This window comes from Paracoccus mangrovi (genome assembly GCF_042648425.1).
Lineage (GTDB): Bacteria > Pseudomonadota > Alphaproteobacteria > Rhodobacterales > Rhodobacteraceae > Paracoccus > Paracoccus mangrovi.
Window position 1 is genome coordinate 428,143 of sequence record NZ_JBHRXJ010000001.1, and the last position, 23,343, is coordinate 451,485.

23 protein-coding genes and 1 tRNA gene are annotated in these 23,343 nt (G+C 65.3%); 13 read left to right on the plus strand and 11 right to left on the minus strand.

Going from position 1 to position 23,343, the window contains the following annotated elements; translation table 11 throughout:
• Nucleotides 1–47 precede the first annotated feature (47 nt).
• Complete coding sequence (phbB, locus tag ACFOMH_RS02085) at nt 48–773, plus strand: acetoacetyl-CoA reductase (protein ID WP_374424093.1); 726 nt, start codon at nt 48–50, stop codon at nt 771–773.
• 99 nt (nt 774–872) lie between these two features.
• Here phbB and ACFOMH_RS02090 read toward each other — a convergent pair whose 3' ends face one another.
• The 3 genes from ACFOMH_RS02090 to ACFOMH_RS02100 form a co-directional block, all read right to left on the minus strand.
• Nucleotides 873–1,037 carry a YdcH family protein gene (locus ACFOMH_RS02090; RefSeq protein ID WP_377742293.1) on the minus strand — a complete coding sequence of 55 codons (165 nt, stop codon included), beginning with the start codon at nt 1,035–1,037 and terminating at the stop codon, nt 873–875.
• Between the two features lie 82 nt (nt 1,038–1,119).
• Nucleotides 1,120–1,854, minus strand: a complete 735-nt coding sequence (locus tag ACFOMH_RS02095) for a tRNA1(Val) (adenine(37)-N6)-methyltransferase (protein ID WP_377742295.1) — start codon at nt 1,852–1,854, stop codon at nt 1,120–1,122.
• Nucleotides 1,855–1,891: 37 nt separating this feature from the next.
• Nucleotides 1,892–2,104, minus strand: a complete 213-nt coding sequence (locus tag ACFOMH_RS02100) for a putative signal transducing protein (protein WP_374424087.1) — start codon at nt 2,102–2,104, stop codon at nt 1,892–1,894.
• Nucleotides 2,105–2,179: 75 nt separating this feature from the next.
• Between ACFOMH_RS02100 and ACFOMH_RS02105 the strand changes: the two genes are divergently transcribed.
• The gene (locus tag ACFOMH_RS02105) at nt 2,180–3,181 is read left to right on the plus strand and encodes a polyprenyl synthetase family protein (protein WP_377742296.1); all 1,002 of its coding nucleotides are present in this window, start codon (nt 2,180–2,182) and stop codon (nt 3,179–3,181) included.
• Nucleotides 3,182–3,253: 72 nt separating this feature from the next.
• Here the strand turns inward: ACFOMH_RS02105 and ACFOMH_RS02110 are convergent, their stop codons facing one another.
• Nucleotides 3,254–4,687 (minus strand): ammonium transporter, encoded by a 1,434-nt coding sequence (locus ACFOMH_RS02110; RefSeq protein WP_374424180.1) that lies wholly within the window; start codon nt 4,685–4,687, stop codon nt 3,254–3,256.
• A 259-nt stretch (nt 4,688–4,946) separates the two neighbouring features.
• On the opposite strand from ACFOMH_RS02110, the gene ACFOMH_RS02115 reads away from it, so the two are divergent.
• On the plus strand, nt 4,947–7,310 hold the full coding sequence (locus ACFOMH_RS02115) for a transglycosylase domain-containing protein (RefSeq protein WP_377742297.1): 2,364 nt from the start codon (nt 4,947–4,949) through the stop codon (nt 7,308–7,310).
• An 87-nt stretch (nt 7,311–7,397) separates the two neighbouring features.
• Here ACFOMH_RS02115 and ACFOMH_RS02120 read toward each other — a convergent pair whose 3' ends face one another.
• Nucleotides 7,398–7,994 (minus strand): MlaC/ttg2D family ABC transporter substrate-binding protein, encoded by a 597-nt coding sequence (locus ACFOMH_RS02120; RefSeq protein ID WP_374424178.1) that lies wholly within the window; start codon nt 7,992–7,994, stop codon nt 7,398–7,400.
• A complete protein-coding gene (locus ACFOMH_RS02125; protein WP_377742299.1) occupies nt 7,984–8,715 on the minus strand; it encodes an MlaA family lipoprotein in 732 nt (243 codons plus the stop codon). The genes ACFOMH_RS02120 and ACFOMH_RS02125 overlap by 11 nt, the downstream gene beginning before the upstream one ends.
• Before the next feature lie 156 nt (nt 8,716–8,871).
• Between ACFOMH_RS02125 and ACFOMH_RS02130 the strand changes: the two genes are divergently transcribed.
• Together ACFOMH_RS02130 and ACFOMH_RS02135 are read left to right on the plus strand one after the other, a co-directional pair.
• Nucleotides 8,872–10,614 carry a type I secretion system permease/ATPase gene (locus tag ACFOMH_RS02130; protein WP_374424079.1) on the plus strand — a complete coding sequence of 581 codons (1,743 nt, stop codon included), beginning with the start codon at nt 8,872–8,874 and terminating at the stop codon, nt 10,612–10,614.
• The gene (locus ACFOMH_RS02135; protein WP_374424077.1) at nt 10,611–12,038 is read left to right on the plus strand and encodes an HlyD family type I secretion periplasmic adaptor subunit; all 1,428 of its coding nucleotides are present in this window, start codon (nt 10,611–10,613) and stop codon (nt 12,036–12,038) included. The genes ACFOMH_RS02130 and ACFOMH_RS02135 overlap by 4 nt, the downstream gene beginning before the upstream one ends.
• A gap of 73 nt (nt 12,039–12,111) precedes the next feature.
• Here the strand turns inward: ACFOMH_RS02135 and argF are convergent, their stop codons facing one another.
• The 3 genes from argF to ACFOMH_RS02150 all read right to left on the minus strand — a co-directional run bounded on the left by argF (nt 12,112) and on the right by ACFOMH_RS02150 (nt 15,442).
• A complete protein-coding gene (gene argF / locus ACFOMH_RS02140) occupies nt 12,112–13,038 on the minus strand; it encodes an ornithine carbamoyltransferase (protein ID WP_374424075.1) in 927 nt (308 codons plus the stop codon).
• A 242-nt stretch (nt 13,039–13,280) separates the two neighbouring features.
• Entirely contained in the window at nt 13,281–14,453 is a 1,173-nt protein-coding gene (locus ACFOMH_RS02145) for an aspartate aminotransferase family protein (protein ID WP_377742300.1), read from the minus strand.
• A 167-nt stretch (nt 14,454–14,620) separates the two neighbouring features.
• Entirely contained in the window at nt 14,621–15,442 is an 822-nt protein-coding gene (locus ACFOMH_RS02150; protein ID WP_374424071.1) for an ABC transporter permease, read from the minus strand.
• A 132-nt stretch (nt 15,443–15,574) separates the two neighbouring features.
• Between ACFOMH_RS02150 and ACFOMH_RS02155 the strand changes: the two genes are divergently transcribed.
• Nucleotides 15,575–16,183, plus strand: coding sequence for a GcrA family cell cycle regulator (locus ACFOMH_RS02155; RefSeq protein WP_374424070.1), 609 nt, complete (start codon nt 15,575–15,577; stop codon nt 16,181–16,183).
• 1 nt (nt 16,184) lies between these two features.
• Entirely contained in the window at nt 16,185–16,640 is a 456-nt protein-coding gene (locus ACFOMH_RS02160; RefSeq protein WP_377742303.1) for an NUDIX hydrolase, read from the plus strand.
• On the opposite strand, the gene ACFOMH_RS02165 is transcribed toward ACFOMH_RS02160, so the two are convergent.
• On the minus strand, nt 16,573–17,280 hold the full coding sequence (locus ACFOMH_RS02165) for a hypothetical protein (RefSeq protein ID WP_377742305.1): 708 nt from the start codon (nt 17,278–17,280) through the stop codon (nt 16,573–16,575). The genes ACFOMH_RS02160 and ACFOMH_RS02165 overlap by 68 nt on opposite strands.
• 204 nt (nt 17,281–17,484) lie before the next feature.
• Between ACFOMH_RS02165 and metG the strand changes: the two genes are divergently transcribed.
• The 3 genes from metG to ACFOMH_RS02180 all read left to right on the plus strand — a co-directional run bounded on the left by metG (nt 17,485) and on the right by ACFOMH_RS02180 (nt 20,338).
• Nucleotides 17,485–19,203, plus strand: coding sequence for a methionine--tRNA ligase (metG, locus tag ACFOMH_RS02170; protein ID WP_377742306.1), 1,719 nt, complete (start codon nt 17,485–17,487; stop codon nt 19,201–19,203).
• Between the two features lie 60 nt (nt 19,204–19,263).
• Complete coding sequence (rocF, locus tag ACFOMH_RS02175; protein ID WP_377742308.1) at nt 19,264–20,184, plus strand: arginase; 921 nt, start codon at nt 19,264–19,266, stop codon at nt 20,182–20,184.
• A gap of 67 nt (nt 20,185–20,251) precedes the next feature.
• Nucleotides 20,252–20,338, plus strand: a tRNA-Leu gene (locus ACFOMH_RS02180).
• Here the strand turns inward: ACFOMH_RS02180 and ACFOMH_RS02185 are convergent.
• A complete protein-coding gene (locus ACFOMH_RS02185) occupies nt 20,317–20,697 on the minus strand; it encodes a hypothetical protein (protein WP_377742309.1) in 381 nt (126 codons plus the stop codon). The genes ACFOMH_RS02180 and ACFOMH_RS02185 overlap by 22 nt on opposite strands.
• A 140-nt stretch (nt 20,698–20,837) precedes the next feature.
• On the opposite strand from ACFOMH_RS02185, the gene ACFOMH_RS02190 reads away from it, so the two are divergent.
• Genes ACFOMH_RS02190 through lpxK form a run of 3 tightly spaced genes read left to right on the plus strand, consistent with a single transcriptional unit; the run spans nt 20,838 to nt 23,317 of the window.
• Nucleotides 20,838–21,083 (plus strand): DUF4170 domain-containing protein, encoded by a 246-nt coding sequence (locus ACFOMH_RS02190; RefSeq protein WP_374424060.1) that lies wholly within the window; start codon nt 20,838–20,840, stop codon nt 21,081–21,083.
• Nucleotides 21,084–21,098: 15 nt separating this feature from the next.
• A complete protein-coding gene (locus ACFOMH_RS02195; protein ID WP_377742311.1) occupies nt 21,099–22,331 on the plus strand; it encodes a 3-deoxy-D-manno-octulosonic acid transferase in 1,233 nt (410 codons plus the stop codon).
• The gene (gene lpxK, locus ACFOMH_RS02200) at nt 22,328–23,317 is read left to right on the plus strand and encodes a tetraacyldisaccharide 4'-kinase (protein WP_377742312.1); all 990 of its coding nucleotides are present in this window, start codon (nt 22,328–22,330) and stop codon (nt 23,315–23,317) included. The genes ACFOMH_RS02195 and lpxK overlap by 4 nt, the downstream gene beginning before the upstream one ends.
• Nucleotides 23,318–23,343 lie beyond the last annotated feature (26 nt).

Genomic DNA, 23,343 nt, shown 5'->3' on the forward strand with positions numbered 1-23,343 from the left:
AACCTCTGGCTAGCATAATTTCAATGACAAACCTTGGAGGGGAAGAAATGGCAAAAGTGGCCCTTGTGACCGGCGGCTCGCGCGGGATTGGCGCGGCGATTTCGACGGCGCTGAAAGATGCGGGATATACCGTTGCCGCCAATTACGCCGGCAATGACGACGCGGCCCGCGCTTTTACCGAGGCAACCGGCATCAAGACCTATAAATGGTCGGTCGCCGATTACGACGCCTGCGCCGACGGCATCAGCCGCGTCGAGGCCGAACTTGGCCCCATCGCCGTGCTGGTCAACAATGCCGGCATCACCCGCGACGCGATGTTCCACAAGATGACCCCCCAGCAGTGGAAAGAGGTCATCGACACCAATCTGAGCGGCATTTTCAACATGACGCACCCGGTCTGGGGCGGCATGCGCGACCGCAAATTCGGCCGCATCATCAATATCAGCTCGGTCAACGGTCAGAAGGGTCAGGCCGGACAGGCCAATTATTCGGCCGCCAAGGCCGGCGATATCGGCTTTACCCGCGCCCTGGCGCAGGAAGGCGCGCGCGCCAACATCACCGTGAATGCCATCGCGCCCGGCTATATCGGCACCGAAATGGTGCGCGCCATCGATGAAAAGGTGCTGGCCGAACGCATCATCCCGCAAATCCCCGTCGGCCGTCTGGGTGAGCCCGAGGAAATCGCGCGCGTGGTGGTCTTTCTGGCATCCGAGGATGCGGGCTTTATCACCGGCTCGACCATCAGCGCCAATGGCGGCCAATTCTTCGGCTAACTCCGCAGACACCAAAAATGCAACGGCCCGCGAAAATCGCGGGCCGTTTTCTGTTCCGTTTCCGGGCCGGATGCGATCAGACGCTCCGCCCTTTGGCTGTCAATGCGACAGGCGGGTGATCTCTTCCTTGAGGCGCAGTTTTTCCTTTTTCATCTGAGAGATGCTGAGGTCATCCACACCCGGGCTGCGCGCGGCGGCCTCGATGGCGTTAGACAATGACTGGTGTTTACGGCGAAGCTCCTGAACATGGGATTCAACCGACATTCCGTCCTCCTCTAGGATTGATCTAACGAGGCGATTGCAGCACAGAATCGTCACATTGTCACCGGAAAATCAGTTCAGATTGTCAAAGTGCCGCAGCCTCGCGCAAAACCGCCTGCGCGGCCGGTGTGAGGTCCTCGGCATCGGCGGAATGTGACAGATTTTCGTGCATGACAAAGGGGGATAGCAGCCGCAGCGGCCCCCGCGCACCCTTGCGCGCACGCACGATCACCCGCCCCGCATCGCGCCCCGCGCGTGCAACCACTGGCAGAATTGTGATCGCGCCCGCACGCCTTTCCAGACCCGACAGAATCGCATCCAGCCGGTCTGCGCGCTGGATCAGCGTCAGCCCCCCGCCGGGCCGCAGGCGGCGCAAGGCGGCATCGATCCAGGCGGCCATGGGCGTCACCTCGTGGCGGGCAAGGCCGCGCCCGGTTTCGGGCGCGGTGGTGCCGGCGGTGAAATAGGGGGGATTGGCGATCACGTGATCGAATGCGACGGCGCGCAGTTCAGCCGGCATCTCGGTCAGATCGCCTTCATGGATCCGGGCGGGAATGCCATTGGCGGCGGCATTTCGTCGCGCCAGATCGGCATATTCCGCCTGTACCTCAAGGCCGCTGAGCGCGATTCCCGGCACGCGCAGCGCCAGGCACAGCATCGCCACCCCTGCCCCGCAGCCCAGTTCCAGCACGCTCTCCCCCGCCCGCGCGGGACAGGCCGCCGCCAGCATCACCGCATCGGCCCCGGCGCGATAGCCGCGCACCGGCTGGGCGATGCGCAGCCGCCCGCCCAGAAAGCCATCCTCGCGCAGCGGGCTCATCGCTTGGGCCGCAGGGTCATTTGGGGGGCATTCCGCATCATTCATGGACAATGTCATGATCGCGCAGGATGGCGCGCGCCATGAACAGATCGCGGTCCGCGACCATAAGCCGGCGGGGCAGAATCCCCAGGGATCCCTCGAGCACGCTCATATGCTGGTCCAAGGGAAAGGCGGCAATGCCCTCGCCCTCCAGCAAGTCGGTGACGCGGGTGATCAAAAGCGGGTCAGTGGTGCGCAAAAGCTCTTTCATGTCATGGGAAAGTTAAGCGGCGGTTGCGCATGTGTCCATGGCATGGCAATGGCTTGCGGCGAAAGGGAATGGCAAATGGGCATGAACGAAAACGTCTCGAAGCCGCTCGACCGCTTGGCCGCGGAACTCGCCGGGGATATGGAGGCCGTCAACGCGCTGATCCGTGAACGCATGGCCAGCCGTCACGCGCCCCGCATCCCCGAGGTGACCGCCCATCTGGTCGAGGCCGGGGGAAAACGGCTGCGCCCGATGCTGGTGCTGGCCGCCGCACGGCTGCTGGGCTATCCGGGGCCTTATCACATCCATCTGGCGGCGACGGTCGAATTCATCCACACCGCGACCCTGCTTCATGACGATGTCGTCGATGAAAGCCGGCAGCGGCGCGGCCGGCCGACGGCGAACCTGCTTTGGGACAACAAGTCCAGCGTGCTGGTCGGCGACTATCTCTTCGCCCGCGCCTTTCAGTTGATGGTCGAGCCGGGCAAGCTGCGCATTCTGGACATTCTGGCCAATGCCAGCGCCACCATCGCCGAGGGCGAGGTGCTGCAACTGACCGCCGCGCAGGATCTGGCCACGGATGAACAGATTTATTTGCAGGTGGTGCGCGGCAAGACGGCGGCACTGTTCTCGGCGGCGACGGAATCCGGCGCCGTGCTGGCCGATGCCACCCCGGAACAGGTGCAGGCGCTGTTCGATTATGGCGACGCGCTGGGGATCGCGTTTCAGATCGTGGACGACATTCTCGATTATGGCGGCATGACCGAAACCATCGGCAAGAATGTCGGCGACGATTTCCGGGAACGCAAGCTGACCCTGCCGGTGATCAAGGCCGTGGCCGCCGCCTCGGCCGAGGAACGCGCCTTCTGGCAGCGCACCATCGAAAAGGGCGATCAGCGCGAGGGCGATCTGGAACAGGCGCTGGCGCTGCTGGCGCGCCATGGCGCGCTTGCGGCGGCGCGGGGCGATGCGCTGGACTGGGTGGCGCGGGCGCGGACGGCCCTGGCGGTGTTGCCGCCGCATCCGATCCGCGATCAGCTTTCCGATCTGGCGGATTTCGTGGTCGCGCGCGTCGCCTGATCGCGTGACCGGCGCGGATATGAAAAAGCCCGGGGCCTGCCCCGGGCTTTGTCGTTTCAGAGGCCGCGATCCTCAGCTGTTATAGGCGTTCTCGCCATGGGTGGTGATGTCCAGACCCTGACGTTCGTCGCTGGCGGGCACGCGCAGCCCAATCAGTGCCTTGACGATCATCAGCGCGGCATAGGACACCACCGCCGACCAGATCACCGCCACGATCACGCCCAGCGTTTGGGTCATCACCTGATCGGGGATGCTGTAATTGGCGGCCACCGCCTCGGTCGCGTAATCATAGATGCCCGATCCCCCCAGCGAGGGTGAGGCAAAGACCCCGGTCAGGATGGCGCCGATGATGCCGCCGACACCGTGGATGCCAAAGACGTCAAGGCTTTCGTCGACGCCCAGCTTCGCCTTCACGCTGATGACGAACCACATGCAGGCCAGCCCCGCGATCAGCCCCATGGCGATGGCCCCCATCGGACCGACGAAACCCGCCGCCGGCGTGATCGCGACCAGACCGGCAATGGCACCCGAAACCCCGCCCAAAAGCGAGGGATGGCCCCGCAACACCCATTCGCCAAAGGCCCAGGCCAGCGTGGCGGCAGCGGTGGCGACGACGGTGTTCACGATCGCCATGGCGGCGATGCCCGTGGCCTCCATGTTCGAGCCGGCGTTGAACCCGAACCAGCCGATCCACAAGAGACAGCCGCCGATAAAGGTGAAGGTCAGGTTATGCGGCGCGATCAATTCGCGCCCATAGCCAAGGCGGGGACCGACGACCAGCGCCGCGACCAGCCCGGCGACGCCTGCGTTGATATGGATGACCGTACCACCGGCAAAGTCCAGATCGCCATGACCGAACAGAAAGCCCGCCGGCGCGTCATAGGCGCTGGGGCCGCCCCACCACCAGACCATGTGCGCCATCGGCAGATAGGAAAAGATGAACCAGATCACCACGAAAAGCAGGATCGCCGGAAACTTCATCCGCTCGACCGTGGCCCCCACGATCAGCGCCGAGGCGATACAGGCGAAGGCCATCTGGAACACGACAAAGACATATTCCGGCACAAAGACATTGGTGGTGAAGGTCTCGGCCAGCGAGGCGGTGTTCACGCCGGACAGGAACGCCTTGGACAAGCCCCCGATGAACGGCGTCAGCGCCGTCGCATCCTCGGCAGAACCGGCCCCGGTAAAGGCCAGCGAATAGCCGAAGCAGACCCACAAGAGCACCATCACGCAAAAGATGGTCAGCACCTGCATCAGCACCGACAGCATGTTCTTGGCCCGCACCAGACCGCCATAGAACAGCGCCAGCCCCGGAATGGTCATCGCCATGACCAGGATCGCCGAAAGCATCATCCAGGTTGTGTCCCCCTTGTCGACGATGGGGGCGACGGTTTCTGCGACGGTGGCGACGGCCTCGGCCTCTTGCGCGAGGGCCGGCAGCGCCAGCCCGATCAGAGGCAGCGCAAGCGCCGGGATCAGAGGTTTGATCGCGGTAGGTCTCATCATCTTTCCTGCACCTTCTTTCTGCGTTGCAGCAGTTCCGTGTCCCGATCAGAAAGCCCATGCGCCCCGATCCGGCACAAGGTTTGTGCAGTCCCCCGCCGATGGCGCCGCGCGACTGCCCGCTTTTCGGGCAGCGATGGCCGGCTCTGCCGCGATGCACGGCAGTTCACTGATAGGTCAACTGAGTTCTCAAACCCGACGCGTTCCTGTATGTTGCCGCCAAACAGGCCAGCGGACTTGGCCGGGCAGGAAAACAGGCATGAAAAAACCGACCGGCAGCGGCCGTATTGTCGCGGACAAGCGCAATTTCGACCAAGCCCCTCAGAAAAGACAGAAACAGCCGTCCCAACCGCCGCGCAAGCCGACCCGTGGCGGGCGGCGCGGGAATATGGTGACACGGGGAATCACCGGGCTGATTTCGCTGGTCTGGCGGGTGGTCTGGGGATCATTCTGGCGCCTGTCGCTGACCGTGATCGCAATCGTGGCCGCCGCGACCTTTTATTATTACACCACCCTGCCCGAGGCCTCGGCGCTGTTTGACGGCCGGGCGCGCGGTTCCGTCACCATGCAGGACAACGAAGGTCGCGTCTTTGCCTGGCGCGGCGAAACCTTCGGCATGGTCAGCGCCGACAAGATCGCGCCGGTTCTGAAAAACGCCGTGGTCGCGACCGAGGACAAGCGTTTTTACGGCCATCTGGGCGTCAGCCCGCGCGGCATCGCCAGCGCCATCAAGATCAACATGGCCGCCGGGCGCGGCCCGCTTGAGGGGAATGGCGGCTCGACCATCACCCAGCAGGTCGCGAAACTTCTGTGCCTTGGCGACACGTTCGACCCGATCCTCTGGAAATCCGAGGCCGATTTCGAGGCCGAATGCCGCAAATCCTCGATCTGGCGCAAGGTCAAGGAGGTCCCCTATTCGCTGGCCATGGAGGCCAAATATTCGAAAGAGGACATCCTCAACATCTATATGAACCGGTCCTATCTGGGCGCCGGCGCGCGCGGGTTCGAAGCCGCGGCACAGCGTTACTTTGACAAATCGGCGGCCGATGTGACCCCGGCCGAGGCGGCGATGCTGGCCGGTCTGCTCAAGGCGCCCAGCTATTTCGCCCCGACCTCGAACCTTGAACGCGCGCAGGACCGCGCCAGCGTCATTCTGGGCCTGATGCACGATCAGGGCTATCTGGACGATGCGCAATTCGCCGATGCCAAGGCCCATCCGGCGGCGCTGTCCAAGGCGGCGGCGGCCCGGGCGGGCGGCTATTTCGCCGATTGGGTGATGGAATCCGGCCCCGGCTTCCTGACCAGCGAGACGACCGAAGACGTCACCATCAAGACCACCTTCGACCAGCGCGTGCAGCGCGCCGCCGAACGGGCATTGAAGCGGATCTTCGACGAAAAGGTGGCCAAGGGGTCCAAGGCCGAGGCGGCGGTCGTGGTCATGTCGCCCGACGGCGCGGTGCGCGCCATGATCGGCGGCCGCGATACGCAGGTGGTCGGCACCTTCAACCGCGCGACCCAGGCCAACCGGCAGACCGGGTCCAGCTTCAAGCCCTTTGTTTTCGCCGCCGCGCTGGATCAGGGGTATGGCCCCAATGACATGATTCTGGACGCGCCGCTGACCATCAATGTGCGCGGTTCGGGGCCGTGGTCGCCCCAGAACTATTCGCGCCGCTATATGGGCGAGGTGACGCTGACCCGGGCCTTGGCCAATTCGCTGAACACCGCGACCATCCGCCTGCAAGAGATCGCCGGCCGCGATGCGGTGCGCCGCGTGGCCACCGATTTCGGCTTTGCCAACGATCTGGCCAGCGGTCCCTCGCTGGGTCTGGGCGTGTCGGAATCGACGCTTCTGGCGATGACCGGCGCCTATGCCGGCATCCGCAACGGCGGCACCGCCGTCAGCCCCTATGGCCTTGTCGAGCTGCGCATTCAGGGCGACGATCAGGCGCTGATCGGTCAGGCCGGCGGTCTGGGTCAGCGGGTCATTTCCCAAAAGGCGGCCGGTGAGCTGATCGGCATGATGCAGCAGGTGGTCGAAAACGGCACCGGCAAGCGCGCCCGCCTGTCCGGGCGGCCAGTCGCCGGCAAGACCGGCACCACCTCAAGCTATCGCGACGCGTGGTTCATCGGCTTTACCGGCCAATATGTGACCGGCGTCTGGATGGGATACGACGACAACACGCCGCTGAAAGGCGTGACAGGCGGCGGCCTTCCGGCCGAGATCTGGCAGGCGGTGATGGCCGAAATCCACGAGGGATTGCCGGTCGAGCCTTTGGGCAATTTCGTCTTTGACGGACAAAGCGCGGTGCCGCAGGTGGTCAGCTCGGGCAGCGATGGCGCGGCCGACCCGCTGGCCGATGCCCTGTCGCAGGCGCTTGGCCAGCCTGCCCCGCAAAGCCCGCAGGCAACCGACGGCGAGGCCGGGGATCAAAATGGCGGCCAGGTCCTGCCCGATCCCGGGGTGCAGGCCGGCGCCGATCCGAATGGCCAAGATCAAAGCCCGGCCGCGCCGCCGCAATTTCCGGCCGAAACACTAAGCAGCGATCCCTCGGCGGCCGAGGGCGGGGCCGACGACGCCCTGACCCAGGCGCTGCGGGGCATTCAGGGCGTCTATCAGGAATAGCCCCGCGCCGGGCATCCCGCGCGAATGCGAAAGGCCGACCCCGCCGGGTCGGCCTTTTTCGTTTCCGTTCAGGGGGTTTTCCCCGCGCTAACCCGCCTTTTGCAGATCGGCCGTCAGCGCCCTGATATCGCCGCCGCGCTGGGTCAACATGGCGCTGATTTCGGCGCGCTCCGAGGCGAGCATGTTCACCCCCTCGATGATGATGTTGAAATAGCGGCTCTGCCCGGATTTGTCCGAGACATGCCATTCCATTTCCATCGGGCTGCGCCCGTTCAGATAGGCGACCGAGGTCACCGCAAAGAAGGATTTCACCTTTTTCGCGCCCGTCACCTCGATCTTCGAGCCGATGAATTCGCGAAAGCGCTTGCCGTATTTGCGCCCGATATATCCCTGAAACGCCTGTTTATAGGCGGCGAAATCGGCGGCACCGACCTGCCGCGCCGCCGGCCCCAGCGCCGAGCGCGCGATGATGTCGACATCGGCATAGCGCGCAAAGATCGCCTCGAAGGATTTATACATCTGTGCCGGCGGCTGGCCGGAATTGATGACGGCATAGACCTCGGCCAGCGATTTCTCGACCAGCGCGCGGGCCTGATCGGTGTTCAGCGCCCAGGCGGGGCTGGCGGCCAGCGCCAGTCCGGCCCCGATCAGGCCCAGAAATCCGCGGCGGGTGTCATTCGGCATAAGGGTCAATATAGTCTCCTTCCTGGCCAAGCTCATAGCGGCGATGCTGCTGCCAGATCAGCCGCGTCTGGGTGTAACTATCGGCACTTTCATGCAGGATGGAATCGACGGAATCGCCGAAACGCCCCCGTTCACCGGCTTTTGAGACCAGCCGCCCGCCCAGCCCGACCAGCCAGGTATCGCGCCCCAGCCACGGCCGCACCGGATCGGCCACCAGATCGACGATACGCCCGGTGGCATCGCGCAGGTTCGAGGGACCGACCAGCGGCAGTTCAAGATAGGGCCCCTCGCCCACGCCCCAGACGGCCAGGGTCTGGCCGAAATCGGTATCCTCTTCGGGCAATGCGAAATCCTTGGCCGCCGGATCCAGCAAGCCCGCAAACCCTAAGGTGGAATTCACCAGAAACCGAAAGGTCGTGCGCACGGCCGGCGCAGGCTTGCCCTGCAAGAGATGGTTCACCGCCTTGCCCGGCAGGGCCAGATTCGACCCGAAATTGCCGACCGCCGCGACCGCCTTGCCCGCCGGCCCGCTTTCCCCCTTGCTTTCGCCCGAGGACATGCCCCGCGTCACCGGGCGCACGACATGCGCATCCAGCCCACGGTTAAAGGCGTGAACCTGTCGGTTCATGGGCTCAAGCGGATCATCGGCGCCCGGATTTGCGGCACAGGCCGACAAGGCGGCGATCATGCACAGCGCGGCGGAAATTTTCGTCGCAGTCAAGCTTCTGATAACCTTCTGTGGTTATGACGGATCAGGCCCACCGGAATCGGGACTGCCGGCAATGCTGGCAAACGGGCTGTTTCACGGCCACGCTTTGGGATATGCGCTGAAAGGATGCCGGGCAAGCCCCGGTGGATTGAACAGGAAGGAACCGGCATGGCCTTGCCGCCAATGCGACATGACGGTCAACGGGAATTGCGCAACGCGCGCGGCCAGGGGTGGAAACTCTATGGCGTGGTCGGGGTGTTTTCTTTTGCCGTGAACATGCTGATGCTGACCGGCCCGCTGTTCATGATGCAGGTTTATGACCGCGTTCTGGCCAGCCGTTCGGTGGAAACGCTGACGGCGCTGTTTTTGCTGGTGGTGTTTCTGTTCACCATGATGGGCCTTCTGGACTTGGCCCGGAACCGGGTCATGGCGCGCGTCGCCGCCCGCTTTCAGGAAAAGATGGAGGGGCGGGTTTTCACCGCCGCGCTGCAAGACGGCAACGCCGCCGGATCGGATCTGATCGTGCGTGGCGGCATGCGCGACCTCGAGGCGGTGCAGCGGCTGATCTCGTCGCCGGTGCTGATGGCACTGTTCGACCTGCCATGGGCGCCGTTCTTTCTGGCGGCGGTTTATCTTTTCCACCCGGTTCTGGGCATGGTCGCGACCGCCGGCATGGCCGTGCTGGTGGTGTCGACGCTGCTCAACCAATGGCTCAGCCGCGATTCGCTGCAACGGGCGACCATCGCCGGTCAGGCGGCGGACCGCATGTCCGACCTCTATCGCGACGAGGGCGAGCTGATCGGCTCGCTCGGCATGCGCGGGGCGGCGTTCCAGCGCTGGCAAAGCGCCCGCGACCGCGCCACCGAGGCGACGATGCAGGGCACGGACCGCGCCAGCAGCTTCACGGTCTTTTCCCGGACATTCCGCCTGTTTTTGCAAAGCGCCCTGCTTGCTGCGGGGGCGTGGCTGGTGCTGCGCCAACAGGTGACGCCGGGCGCGATGATCGCATCCTCGATCCTGATGGGCCGCGCGCTTGCCCCGGTCGAACAGGTCGTGGGCGGCTGGTCGGTGGTCCAGCGCGCTCAGGACGGCTGGAAGCGGCTTTCCGAGCTTTTGTCGCGACGGCCGCCGCCGGTGCCGCGCACGCCCCTGCCCCGGCCCGAGGCTCAGCTTGAGATCCGCAACCTGACCATGGTCCCGCCCGGACAGAACGTGCCGACGCTGCGCGGGGTCAGCTTCGATCTGGCGCCCGGCCAGGCGCTTGGCGTCATCGGTCCCTCGGGCGCCGGCAAGACCACGCTGGCCCGCGCCCTGATCAGCGCCTGGCCGATCTCGGGCGGCTCGATCCGGCTGGCCGGGGCGACACTGGATCAATATGACCCCGATGTCCTTGGCGGGCTGATCGGCTATCTGCCCCAACAGGTTACCCTGTTCGATGGCACCATTTCCGAAAATATCGCGCGCCTTTCGCCCAACCCCGATCCGCAACGCGTGGTCGCCGCCGCGATCGCTGCCGCGGCGCACCGGATGATCCTGGACCTGCCCCAGGGGTATGACACGCCGGTGACCCAAAGCGGCGGCCGGCTCTCTGGTGGCCAGATTCAGCGCATCGGACTGGCCCGTGCCCTTTACGCCGATCCGGCGATCTTCGTTCTGGATGAACCGAACTCGAATCTCGACAACGAGGGCTCGACCGCGCTGAACACGGCCATCCGCAACATCAAGGCGCGCGGCGGCGCGGTCATCATCATGGCGCACCGGCCCGCCGCGATCACGGAATGCGAATTGCTGCTGGTCATGGATCAGGGGACCCGCCGGGCCTTTGGTCCGCGTGACGAGGTGCTGAAATCCATGGTCCGCAATGCCGACCAGATCACCCGCGCCCAGGGTCATGGTGGAGGCGTGACATGACAGATCCCGACAAACTAGGCCGCGCCCCGGTGGCCAAATCCTCGGATGACATGGCCGCCCGGACCACACCGCCGCGGTTTCGCGCCAAGGCCAGCGATGTCCCACCCCCGCCGCCGCCCGTGGCGGAAAAGCGCCCGGAATGGTCGGCACGGGGTGCGATCCTGCTTGGCCTGTTCGCGCTTGTTCTGCTGATCGGTGGCTTCGGTCTCTGGTCCTGGTCCGCCCGCATCGCCGGCGCCGTCGTTGCCAGCGGCCAGGTCGAGGTCGAACAGCGCCGCCAGGTCGTCCAGCATCCCGATGGCGGTGTGGTGGCCGAAATCCTGATCCATGACGGCGAAACGGTCGCGGCCGGCCAGCCGCTGATCCGCCTCGACGGCGCCCTGCTCAACACCGAGCTGACCATCGTCGAGGGCCAGTATTTCGAAATACTGGCCCGCCGCGGCCGGCTCGAGGCCGAGCGCGCCGAAACTCCCGAAATCACCTTTCCCGACGAATTGATCGAAGCAGCCGCCAATAACCCGCAATATGATGCCATGATGCAGGGACAGCTCAGCCTGTTCGCGGCCCGGCGCAATACGCTTGAACAATCCCTTGGCCAGTTGGCCAAGCAATCCGAACAGATCGAATCCCAGATCGGCGGCATAGATGCGCAAGCCTCGGCCCTGCGCCAGCAACGCGACTTCATTGGACAGGAACTGCGTGACCAGCGCGCATTGCTTGAAAAGGGCCTTGCCCAGGCGCCGCGCGTGCTGGCCCTGGAACGCGAGGCCGCGCGTCTTGACGGCCAGCTTGGCGAGGTGATCGCCACCCGCGCCCGCGCCGTGACCCAGCTTGCCGAAATCGACCTGTCCCGCCTTGAAAAGACCGCCACCCAGCGAGAGGCCGCCGAAACCGAACTGCGTGATCAGGGTTACCGCGAACTTGAACTGGCCGAACGCCGCCGTTCGCTCAGCGAACAGATCACGCGGCTTGAAATCCGGGCCCCGGTTTCGGGCGTGGTTCAGGAATTGCAGGTCACGACACCGCGCTCTGTGATCCGGGCCGCGGATCCGATCCTTTATCTGATTCCCCAGGACCGGCCTCTGGTCGTCGCCGCGCGCATCGCCACGATCAATATCGACGAGGTCCATCCCGGACAGGAGGTGGTCCTGCGCTTCTCGTCCTTCTCTTCGCGCACCACCCCGGAAATCGATGGCCTTCTGAGCCGCGTCTCGGCCGACACGCTCATCGACCAGGCCACACAGGTTCCCTATTACCGCGCAGAGGTCACCATCCCCACGACGGAACTGGAAAAGCTCAAGGGCCTCGACCTCGTTCCCGGCATGCCGGTCGAGGTCTATATCCAGACCGGCGAACGCAGCCCGATCGCTTATCTGATCAAGCCGCTCAGCGACTATTTCACCCGCGCCTTCCGCGAAAACTGAACACCGGGCCTTCTTCTTCAGAAAAATATCCCGGGGGACGCCTGCCCCTCGGGCAGGCGGGGGGCAGCGCCCCCTATACCCCCAGACACCAGCGCATGATCGCCTTTTGCGCGTGCAGCCGGTTTTCGGCCTCGTCGAAGACCACCGAATTCGGCCCGTCCATGACCTCGCTGGTCACCTCGTCGTCGCGATGCGCCGGCAGACAATGCATGAACAGCGCATCGGACCGCGCCTGCGCCATCAGCGCCGCATTCACCTGATAGGCGCGCAACTGATTGTGGCGCCGTTCGCGCGCGGATTGCGGATCGTGCATCGAGACCCAGGTATCGGCCACGACCAGATCGGCCCCCTCGACCGCCTTGACCGGATCACGCTCGATGATGGCCTGAACACCCTGCGCTCGCGCAAAGGCCAAAGCCTCGGGTTCGGGATCCAGCGTCGGCGGGCCGGTGAAGGTGAAGTCATAGCCGAACTGGCCGGCACCATGGATCATGCTGGCACAGACATTGTTGCCATCGCCCGACCAGACCACTTTCTTGCCGGCGATCGGCCCGCGATGTTCCTCGAAGGTCATGACATCGGCCATGATCTGACAGGGATGGGTACGGTTGGTCAGCCCGTTGATGACCGGCACGCTGGCATATTCGGCCATCTCGAGCAGCGTCGCCTCTTCGAAAGTGCGGATCATGATCAGATCGACATAACGCGACAGCACCCGGGCCGTATCGGCGATGGTCTCACCATGACCCAGCTGCATTTCCTTGCCCGACAGCACCATGGTCTGCCCGCCCATCTGCCGGACGCCAAGGTCGAAACTGACCCGCGTCCGCGTCGAGGGTTTTTCGAAGATCAGCGCGACCATGCGGTTCTTCAGCGGCAGATCCGCGTCCGGCGTCCCCTTGGGCTGTCCGTCGCGCGCCTCTTTCATTCGGCGGGCCATGTCGATCATGCTGCGCAGATCGGCCTTATCGGTGCTGTTGATATCGAGGAAACTGTTCATGTCGTGCTGTCTTTCGGAATGATCGGGCAAGCAAGCCGCTTTGCCGAAACGAGGTCAAGGCCCAAGCCTCTGGCCGGGGCGATTTTGGCGCATGCTCAGAACAATATGCGTCATCGGCGCCGTTTCAGCAGCCGGTGACCTGAACGGGCACCCATAGCCGAGCGCCGTGCACCGACAATCCGCCGGCACCCCGCTGAATGCCGCTTGCGCGAGGCTGCGGCTGAAATCGCCGGGATCATCCGTCACCCCTCAAGCCGCGCGGCGGCCAGGTCCAGCCGGTGGACCGCCTCGACGATCTCGTCATCGGTAATGGTCAGGGGCGGCAAAAGCCGCAGCGTATTGTCGGCGGCGGCCACTGTCAGCACATGTTCCGCATAGCCCGCCTTGACCAGATCGGCCGGGGCAAGCCGGCATTTCAGGCCCAGCATCAACCCGGTTCCCCGGACGCCTTCGAACACCTCGGGATGCGCGGCGACCACCCCCTCCAGCCGCTGGCGCAGCAGTCCGGCCTTGCGGTTCACCTCGGCCAGAAAGGCGGGCTCGGCGATGATCTCCATCACCCGGGCACCGACCGCGCAGGCCAGGGGATTGCCGCCATAGGTCGAACCATGCGTACCCACCACCATGCCGGATGCCGCGTTTTCGGTGGCCAGCACCGCCCCAAGCGGGAAGCCGCCGCCAATCCCCTTGGCGACCATCATGATGTCGGGGGTAATGCCGGAAAATTCATGCGCGAACAGCTTTCCGGTCCGGCCCATGCCCGATTGCACCTCGTCCAGCACCAATAGCGCCCCGGTCGTGTCGCAAAGCGCCCGGATCTCGCGCAGATCGGCGTCGGAAAGCGGGCGGATCCCGCCTTCGCCCTGAATCGGCTCGATCATCACGGCGGCGGTGCGTTCGCCGATGCCCGCGCGCAGCGCCTCGATATCGCCAAAGGGCAGCTGCCGGAAACCGGGCATCAGCGGGCCGAATCCTTTGACCATCTTTTCCGATCCCGCCGCCGCGATGGCGCCGGTCGAGCGGCCATGAAACGCACCCTCGAAGGTCAGGATCTCTTCACGGTCGGCATCGCCCAGCTCGTACCAGTATTTGCGGACCATCTTGATCGCCAGCTCGGCCGCCTCGGTGCCGGAATTGGTGAAAAAGACGGTATCGGCAAAGGTATGTTCGACCAGCAGATCGGCCAGCTTTTCCTGTTCGGGGATCTGATAGATGTTCGAGACATGCCAGATCCGCCCGGCCTGTTCGGTCAGCGCGGCGATCAGGTCGGGATTGGCGTGGCCCAGAGCATTGACCGCAATCCCTGCCCCCAGGTCCAGATATCGCGTCCCATCCGTGGCAATGGCCCAGCTGCCCTCGCCCCGTTCAAAGGCGATATTGGCGCGATTATAGGTCGGAAGGACGTGCGTAATCATGGAATTGTCCTCTTGCAGACAAGTGCCGCGCGGCTGGCGGCAACAGGGGTGACGAAAAGGCAGGCAGGATCGGACGTTGAAAAATCAACGTCGGGGACGGGCGATATGGGCGGTCCGAACGATCATCGCCTTCGAATAACGGCAAATTCCCGGCCACGCAACGGTTTTCACGGCTTCATCCGATAGCCGCTGTCAAGCCAGCGCCAGGCCACCGCCAGCACAAGCGCGGCGCTGCCCCCGCAGACGCAAAGTCCCAGAAGCGGCGGCGCATCAGAGACACCCGTAAAGCCATAGCGCGCGCCGTCGATCAGATAAAAGATCGGGTTCCAATGCGCGAGAATGCGGAACGGTTCGGGCAGGGATTGCACCGAATAGAAGGTCCCCGACAGAAAGCTCAGCGGGGTGACGACGAAATTGGTGATGGCGGCCATCTGGTCGAACTTTTGCGCCACGATCCCGCCCAAAAGCCCAAGCCCGCCCATCAGCGCCGCCCCCAACAGCACAAAGCTGAGCGCCCAAAGCGGATGCGCGACGTTCTGGCCGATCACCACCGCCATGCCCGCGCCGATCACCACCGCCACGATCAGCGCCCGGATCAGCGCACCGGCCAGATAACCGGCCAGAATTTCGGCGGCGGACAGCGGCGGCATCAGCGTGTCGACAATATTGCCCTGCATCTTGGCCGAGATGATGCTGGACGAGGTATTGGCAAACGCGTTCTGGATCACCGTCATCATCAGGATGCCCGGCCCCAGAAAGGCCAGATAGGGCAAGCCCATGATTTCCCCCCGGTTCTTGCCAAGCGCCAGGGCAAAGACCACGACGAAAAGCCCGGCGGTCATCAGCGGCGCCAGAACCGTCTGCTGCCAGACATTCATGAAGCGCATCACCTCGCGCCGGGCCAGCGTGTAAAGCCCCAGCCAGTTGACGCGGCCGAAACGGCGCACGCCCATCTGGCGAAAACCGGGACGGGACGGGGGCGGTTGCATCGGCACTCCTTGAATTTGCGGCATGGTGCGGGTAAATCTGGCTATCCCCGGGTTTAAGCCCGGGTCCCGCGGAATTGAAGCCACTAGAGTGAAGGGCACCGGCGAACCGCTCCGGTGCTGGAAAGGCAAGTCATGTCCTGGACCGACGAGCGCGTCGAGACGCTGAAACGCATGTGGGCCGAGGGCCAGTCGGCCAGCCAGATCGCCAAGGAACTGGGCGGGGTGACCCGCAACGCCGTGATCGGAAAGGTCCACCGGCTGGGCCTGTCGAACCGCAATGAGGATGGCGCCGCCGACCCCGCGCCCGAGGCCAAGCCCGAACCCAAGGCCGCGGCCCCGAAGCCCGCGCCCGAACCCAAGGCCGAGCCCAAGCCCGCCCCGGCCGCCGCCGCCGCGCCGCAACCGGCCCCGGCGGAACCCGAGCCCGCCACCCCGGCGCCCGCGGCCAACAATTTCAACCGCCGCCCTATCGTGCCGGCCGGCCAACCCTTGCCGCCGCAGCCCTCGGCGAATGAAATCAGCCCCGAGGCCCTGGCCAATGTGCGCGAGGTCGAGAAAAAGGCCCGCAAGCTGTCGCTGATGGACCTGACCGAGCGCACCTGCAAATGGCCGATCGGCGATCCGGCCACGGATAAGTTCTGGTTCTGCGGCCTGCCCTCGGCCCCCGGCAAACCCTATTGCGAGGCCCATGTCGGCGTCGCCTTCCAGCCGATGAGTTCGCGCCGCGACCGGCGCCGCTGAGGTGACGGGGTTCCCCCGGCTGGCCGCGCTGGCGGTGGTGCTGGACGCGACGGCGGCGCGGGTGCTTTTGGTGCAGCGCCGCAATCCGCCCGATGCCGGGCTTTGGGGTTTCCCCGGCGGCCATGTCGAACCGGGCGAGACGGCGCTGGCCGCCGCCGTCCGCGAACTTTTCGAGGAAACGGGCGTAACCGGCCGCCCTCGTGCATATATCGACAATATCGACGTGATCGAACGCGGGGCGGATGGCGCGCTGCGGTTCCATTTCCTGTTGGCGGCGGTGCTCTGCGATTATGTTTCCGGCACACCCATTGCCGCCGATGATGCGCGGGATGCGGCCTGGGTGCCGGTCGCGGATGTGCTGGCGGCGCGCCGCCCGCTGAGCGCCGGGGTCAGCGCGACCTTGCACAAGGCGCTGGCACTGTCGGCGCGGCGCGATACCGGACAGGCGCCCGGTTGACACAGCGGTCGCGCAGAAAACAGACCAGCGCCTGCATCAGCATGATCGCGACGCCCAGTTCCAGCATTTCCTCGATGCGGCCCGACATCTGACCCAGATCGGCGGGCAATGCGATGCCAAAACCTGCCAGCTTGCGATCCAGCCCGTCCAGCGACTTGGACAGCACCAGCATCAGGGCCGCCGCCGCCGCAAGCTGGCTGTCGGACCGACCCGCGCGCATCCCCGCCCACCAGCGCGGCACCGTGATCACCAAAAGCCGCCAGCCGCAAAACAGGATCAGCGCGATCACCGCCAGCCCGACCGCCTTTTCCCAAAGCGGCCCGGGCTCTGTATAAAGCCGCAGTTTCAGCACGCCGAGCGACGTGAAACGCTTGTCGAAATCCAGCTCGCGCAGCGCCATCAGCACAAGGATCACCGGCAGGTGCCATTGCCGCCCCTTCATGTCATCGGCGCCGGCATAGTACCAAAACCCCGCCACCGCCCCCAGGATCAGAGCCGAGGCTGTCTCGAAGGCATGACCTTCCTTGAAAAGGATCGCGGTCGCGTCCTGGGTCACAAGATCGAAACAAAGCAATGCAAGGATCAGCCCCAGCATCAGGTTCAGCGTGGCGTTGGGGGACAGGCAGGCAGTGTCAGACATGGTGTTTCGTGTTCTTGCGGATTGTCAGGACATCGCGACAACCGCTGGAACATCACACATGGTTAACCGGCCGCGACCCCTGAACTGGGGACCGGTCGGGCATGTGACAAGGTCATGACAGAAAGGTGACAGGGGGTTGCGAGGCACTGGCCTTCACCCGGCACCGCCGGTAAACAGCGCACAAGCAGCTTTCAGGACGCAGACATGGCCCGGCACCTCATCACCTCGGCGATCCCCTATATCAACGGGATCAAGCATCTCGGAAATCTGGTCGGTTCACAGCTTCCGGCGGATCTTTACGCCCGCTATCTGCGCGAGCGCGGGCATGAGGTCATGTTCATCTGCGCCACCGACGAACATGGCACGCCCGCCGAGCTTGCCGCCAAGAAAGCCGGCAAGCCGGTACAGGTCTATTGCGCCGAAATGCACGAGGTTCAGGCCGGGATCGCGCAGAATTTCGGTCTGTCCTTCGACCATTTCGGCCGCTCGTCCAGCGAACGCAACCACATCCTGACCCAGCATTTCGCCGGCAAGCTGGACGAAAACGGCTGGATCAGCGAGGTCGAGGAACGTCAGGTCTATTCCATCGATGACGGCCGTTTCCTGCCCGACCGCTATATCGAGGGCACCTGTCCGAATTGCGGCTATGACAAGGCGCGCGGCGATCAATGCGAAAACTGCACCAAGCAGCTGGACCCGACCGACCTGATCGACCCGCGCAGCGCCATCAGCGGCTCGACCAATCTTGAGGTCCGCAGCACCAAGCATCTCTATCTGCGCCAGCGCGCGCTCAAGGATCAGATCGCGGCTTGGATCGACAGCAAGACGGACTGGCCGATCCTGACCACCTCGATCGCGAAGAAATGGCTCAATGACGGCGACGGGTTGCAGGACCGCGGCATCACCCGCGATCTGGACTGGGGCATCCCGGTCAAAAAGGGCGACCAGCCCTGGCCGGGGATGGAGGGCAAGGTCTTTTACGTCTGGTTCGACGCCCCCATCGAATATATCGCCGGCACCGCCGAATGGGCCGATGCCAATGGCAGGACCGATGCCGACTGGCGCCGCTGGTGGCGGCTGGACGAGGGGGCGGGCGACGTCACCTATACCCAGTTCATGGGCAAGGATAACGTCCCCTTCCACACGCTGGGCTTTCCGGCCACGATCATCGGTTCGGGCGAGCCGTGGAAGCTGGTCGATTACATCAAATCGTTCAACTATCTGACCTATGACGGCGGCCAGTTCAGCACCTCGCAGGGGCGCGGCGTGTTCATGGATCAGGCGCTGTCGATCCTGCCCGCCGACTACTGGCGCTGGTGGCTTTTGTCGCATGCTCCGGAATCGGGGGACAGCGAATTCACCTGGGACAATTTCCAGCAATCGGTGAACAAGGATCTGGCCGATGTTCTGGGCAATTTCGTCAGCCGCATCACCAAGTTCTGCCGCTCGAAATTCGGCGAGGTGATCCCCGAAGGCGGCAGCTATGGCCCCGAGGAAGAGGCCTTGATCGAGGCGCTGACCACGCGCATCCGCGCCTATGAGGGCTTTATGGACCATACCGAGGTCCGCAAATCGGCGGCCGAGTTGCGCGCGATCTGGGTTCTGGGGAACGAATATCTGCAATCGGCGGCGCCCTGGTCCACCTTTAAGACCGACCCGGAAAAGGCCGCGATGCAGGTCCGGCTGGGGCTGAACCTGATCCGGCTTTACGCGGTACTGTCCTCGCCCTTCATCCCCTTTGCGGCGGATGCGATGCTGGCCGCGATGCAATCGGATGACCGCAACTGGCCCGACGATGTGCGCGCCGCCATGCAGGCCCTGCCCGCCGGCCACGCCTTTACCGTGCCCGAGGTTCTGTTTGCCAAGATCACCGACGAACAGCGCGACGACTGGCAGGATCGCTTCAAGGGGATCCGCACCTGATCCCCGCCCCTTGATCCCCAACCCCTGCCACCTGACCCGCGAATCACCGAAAGAGAGCTGATGACCCATTGCATTCTGATCGGCGCCCCGGTGGACGAGGGGCAGCGCCGCCTCGGCTGTCTGATGGGGCCGGCCGCCTATCGTGTCGCGGGCCTTGCCCGGACGCTGGCCGAGCTTGGCCATTCCGTCGAGGATCGGGGCGATCTGATCCCGGCGCCCGGGCGCGGCGAGACCTGCGACAATCCCGCCGTTCACCACCTGCCCGAGGTGGTCGCCTGGACCGAGGCGCTGGCCGCCGCCGCAACCACCGCCATGGGGGCCGGTCTGCCCATCTTTCTGGGTGGGGATCATTCGCTGGCGCTGGGGACGTTATCGGGGGTGACGGCCCATGCCGAGACGCTTGACCGGCCGCAATTCGTGCTTTGGCTGGACGCGCACAGCGATTTTCACACCCCGCTGACCACGGTGTCGGGCAATCTGCACGGCACGCCCATGGCCTATGCCGCCGGGCGCAGCGGCTTTGACGCCCTGCCGCCCTTTCCGGCGCCGATCCCGGCCGAACGTATTTGCATGTTCGGCATCCGCAGCGTCGATCCGGCTGAACACGCAGCCCTGTTGCGGTATGACATCGCCATGAACGACATGCGCGTGCTGGACGAGCGCGGGATCGTCGCCCCCTTGCGCGAATTTCTGGACCGGGTGCGGGCCGCGAATGGCCTTTTGCATGTCAGTCTGGACGTCGATTTCCTGGACCCGTCGATCGCGCCCGCCGTCGGCACCACCGTCCCCGGCGGCGCCACCTTCCGCGAGGCGCATCTTGTCTGTGAGCTTTTGCATGAAAGCGGGCTCATGACCTCGCTCGATCTGGTCGAGCTGAACCCGTTTCTGGACGACCGTGGGCGGACCGCCAAGCTGATAGTCGATCTGGTCGGCTCGCTCATGGGGCGCAAGGTCTTTGACCGCCCGACGCGCAGCTTCTAGGAAAGCCGGCCCGGCCTTGCAGAGCGGACTTGCCAAGCGCGCGTCCGGCAGCTAGCCAAATCCCGGCGCGGGCGTGGCGAAACTGGTAGACGCATGGGACTTAAACTCCCTGGGGCGCAAGCCTGTGCGGGTTCAAGTCCCGCCGCCCGCACCATCCCCCGGCTTTGCGATCCCGTGGGGCCGGAACCGGGCCAGATCCGCCTGTCGACCGAAATACCCACCGAACGCCAAAGCCCGCGCATGTGGCAGAAACGGCGCGACGTGCAGTTTCCCGGCACGCCCTCCCGCACGCTTTTCCACCCGTTTTCCCGGCGGTCCACGCGTTTTTGCGGCCCGAACCACGGCCGCGGCCGCGACATCCGCGTCGCCTTGCGCAAAGCCGGCCAAGATCGTGGGCAACCCGTTGCGGATCACCCACGATCGCAGAAAACCGGCAAGAAAGGGCGCACCGGTTCGTCCCCTTCCTGCCACCCGGCCGGCCGTTACCACCACGTTCGGGCCGGTCGGGATCATCTTTCTGTCGGCGATTCCTGCTTACTCTGGCCGGTGATTCGCCGCAAACGCGATGCTCTGCGGTTTTTAAACAATTCACCTTGGTTCGCCGCCGCCACTCGGCTAGGTTCCCGCCGGATTGCGATATGCAGGAGAATATGATGACGCAGCGCCTTCACCTGGTTTTTGGCGGTGAGCTGATCGACCCGTCGCGGACGGAGTTCCGGGATACCGACAATATTCATGTCGTCGGCATCTACCCGGATTACAAATCCGCCCATGCCGCCTGGAAAGCCGAGGCACAGCGGACGGTGGACAGCGCCCATACCCGCTATTTCATCGCGCATCTGCATCGCCTGCGCGACGAGGAACGCGAGGTCAGCCCGACCGAGGAACTGGGCGGCTAACGCCGTCTGGCCAAGATGGCGCCGGCAGACGCGACCTCATCCCTGGCGCTTTGGCTGCATCTGCGCCGCCGCGCGGCCTTTGGGCACGGGCAGGATCAGGGTTTCGCCCCACCCGAGGGCGAGGGGCCGCTGGTGCTGATCCATCTGTCCGAGCGCGGCGACGAGCCTTCGCAGCTGGGGGCATTGATCCGCGCGATGCTGGCGCGCCGGCCGGGGATGCGCATCGCCTTTACGGGTGCGGTCCCCGACCCGGCATCGATCCCCGCCGATCTGCGCTGGACCCGGATGCCGCTGCCCCGCGATCCGGCCGCCATGCGCGAACTGATCGCCGCGACCGCGCCGCGCCTGCTGTTGCTGATGGGCGATCAGCTGCCGGCGGCGCTGATTTCGGGGATGAACGAGGCCGGTCTGCCGGTCATCCTGTCCGAGGCCCGGCTCAGCGCCTATTCGGGGCGCGGCCTTTGGCGCGGGGCGATCAATCGCGGGCTGATGAGCCGGATCACCCGCGTGCTGGCCCCGGATCTGACCGCGGGCGCGGCGGCGCGACAGCTGGGCGCCCTGCCCGACCGGATCGAACTGACCGGCCCGATCACCGCGACCCTGCCGCCCCTGTCCGCCAATGAGGCCGAGCGGCAGGCCCTGGCCCAGATCCTCGGCGGGCGGCATGTCTGGCTGGCCGCCGCCCCCACCCTGCCCGAGGCCCGCGCGGTGCTGGCCGCGCATCAGGCCGCGTTGCATCACAATCACCGCGCCCTGTTGATCATCGCCGACCTGCCGCCCGCGATGCTGGAGCCGCTGCAACAAGAGATCGCGGCGCTGGATCTGGCGGCGGTGCTGCGCTCGGAAGACAGCGATCCCGAACCCGACGATCACGTCCTGATCGCCGATGAGGCGGATGAGATGGGGCTGTGGTACCGGCTGGCGCCGGTCTGTTTCATGGGCGGCACGCTGTTGCCCGGGCCGGGCAACGCCCCCCGCCACCCCTTTGAGGCGGCGGCGCTGGGATCGGCGATCATCCACGGCCCGCTGACCCAGGCGCATGCCGCCGAATGGACCCAGCTGGACGGCGCATCGGCGGCAAGGGCGGTGGTCGATGCAACGACCCTGCGGCGCGCCGTGGTCGATCTGTCCGCCCCCGATCAGGCGGCGATGCTGGCCGGCAATGCCTGGTCAGTCAGCACCGGCGGCGCCGCCGTGCTGCGCCGCATCGCCGATGCCGTGATCGACGCGATGGAGAACCGCGCATGAGCCGCCGCGCCCCGGATTTCTGGTTCCGCCCGCCCGGGCTCAAGGCCCGGCTTCTGGCGCCGCTGGGCGCGCTTTACGCCGCCGCCACCGCGCGCAGGCTGGCCCGTGGCAGCCGCGCCAAGGTTGGCGTGCCGGTGATCTGTGTCGGCAATATCAATGCCGGCGGCACCGGCAAGACCCCGACCGTCATCATGCTGGCGCAGATGTTGCAGGCGCGCGGGGTCGCGGTGCAGATCGTCTCACGCGGGTATGGGGGGCGCGAAAAGGGCCCGTTGCAGGTCAGCGAGGCCCGCCACAGCGCCGCCGAGGTCGGGGACGAGCCGCTTTTGATGGCGGCATTCGCGCCGGTCTGGGTCGCCGATGACCGTGTCGCGGGTGCGCGGGCGGCGGTGGCGGCGGGCGCCCAGGCGATCCTGCTGGATGACGGATTTCAGGATCCGGCGCTGACCCATGACCTGTCATTAGTGGTGGTCGATGCAGCGCGCGGCTTTGGCAACGGGCTGTGCCTGCCCGCCGGTCCCCTGCGCGAACCGGTCGAACAGGGGCTGGCCCGGGCCGATCTTTTGCTGTCGATCGGCGCGCCTGCCGCACAGGCGCAATTCGCCCAAAGCTGGGGGACGAACCTGTCCCTGCCGCATCTGCGCGGGCGGCTTGAGCCGTTGCAGACCGGCATGGACTGGCAGGGTCTGCGCGTCATGGCCTTTGCGGGCATCGGCCATCCCGAGAAATTCTTCGCCACGCTGCGCGGGCTGGGCGCCGAGCTGCTGCGCGCCGAGGCGCTCGAGGATCATCAGCCCTTTACCCCGCAGCTGCTGACCCGGCTGGAAACCGAGGCCCGGCTGGCCGGCGCCCAGATGGTGACGACCGAAAAGGACGCGGCCCGGATGCCGCGCGGCTTTCGGTCCAAGGTGCTGGCGCTGCCGGTGCGGCTAATGCTGGAGGATGCCGCACCGCTCGATGAACGCCTGAGCGCGCTTGGCCTTTAATGCCCTCATCCGAAAACGAAAACCCC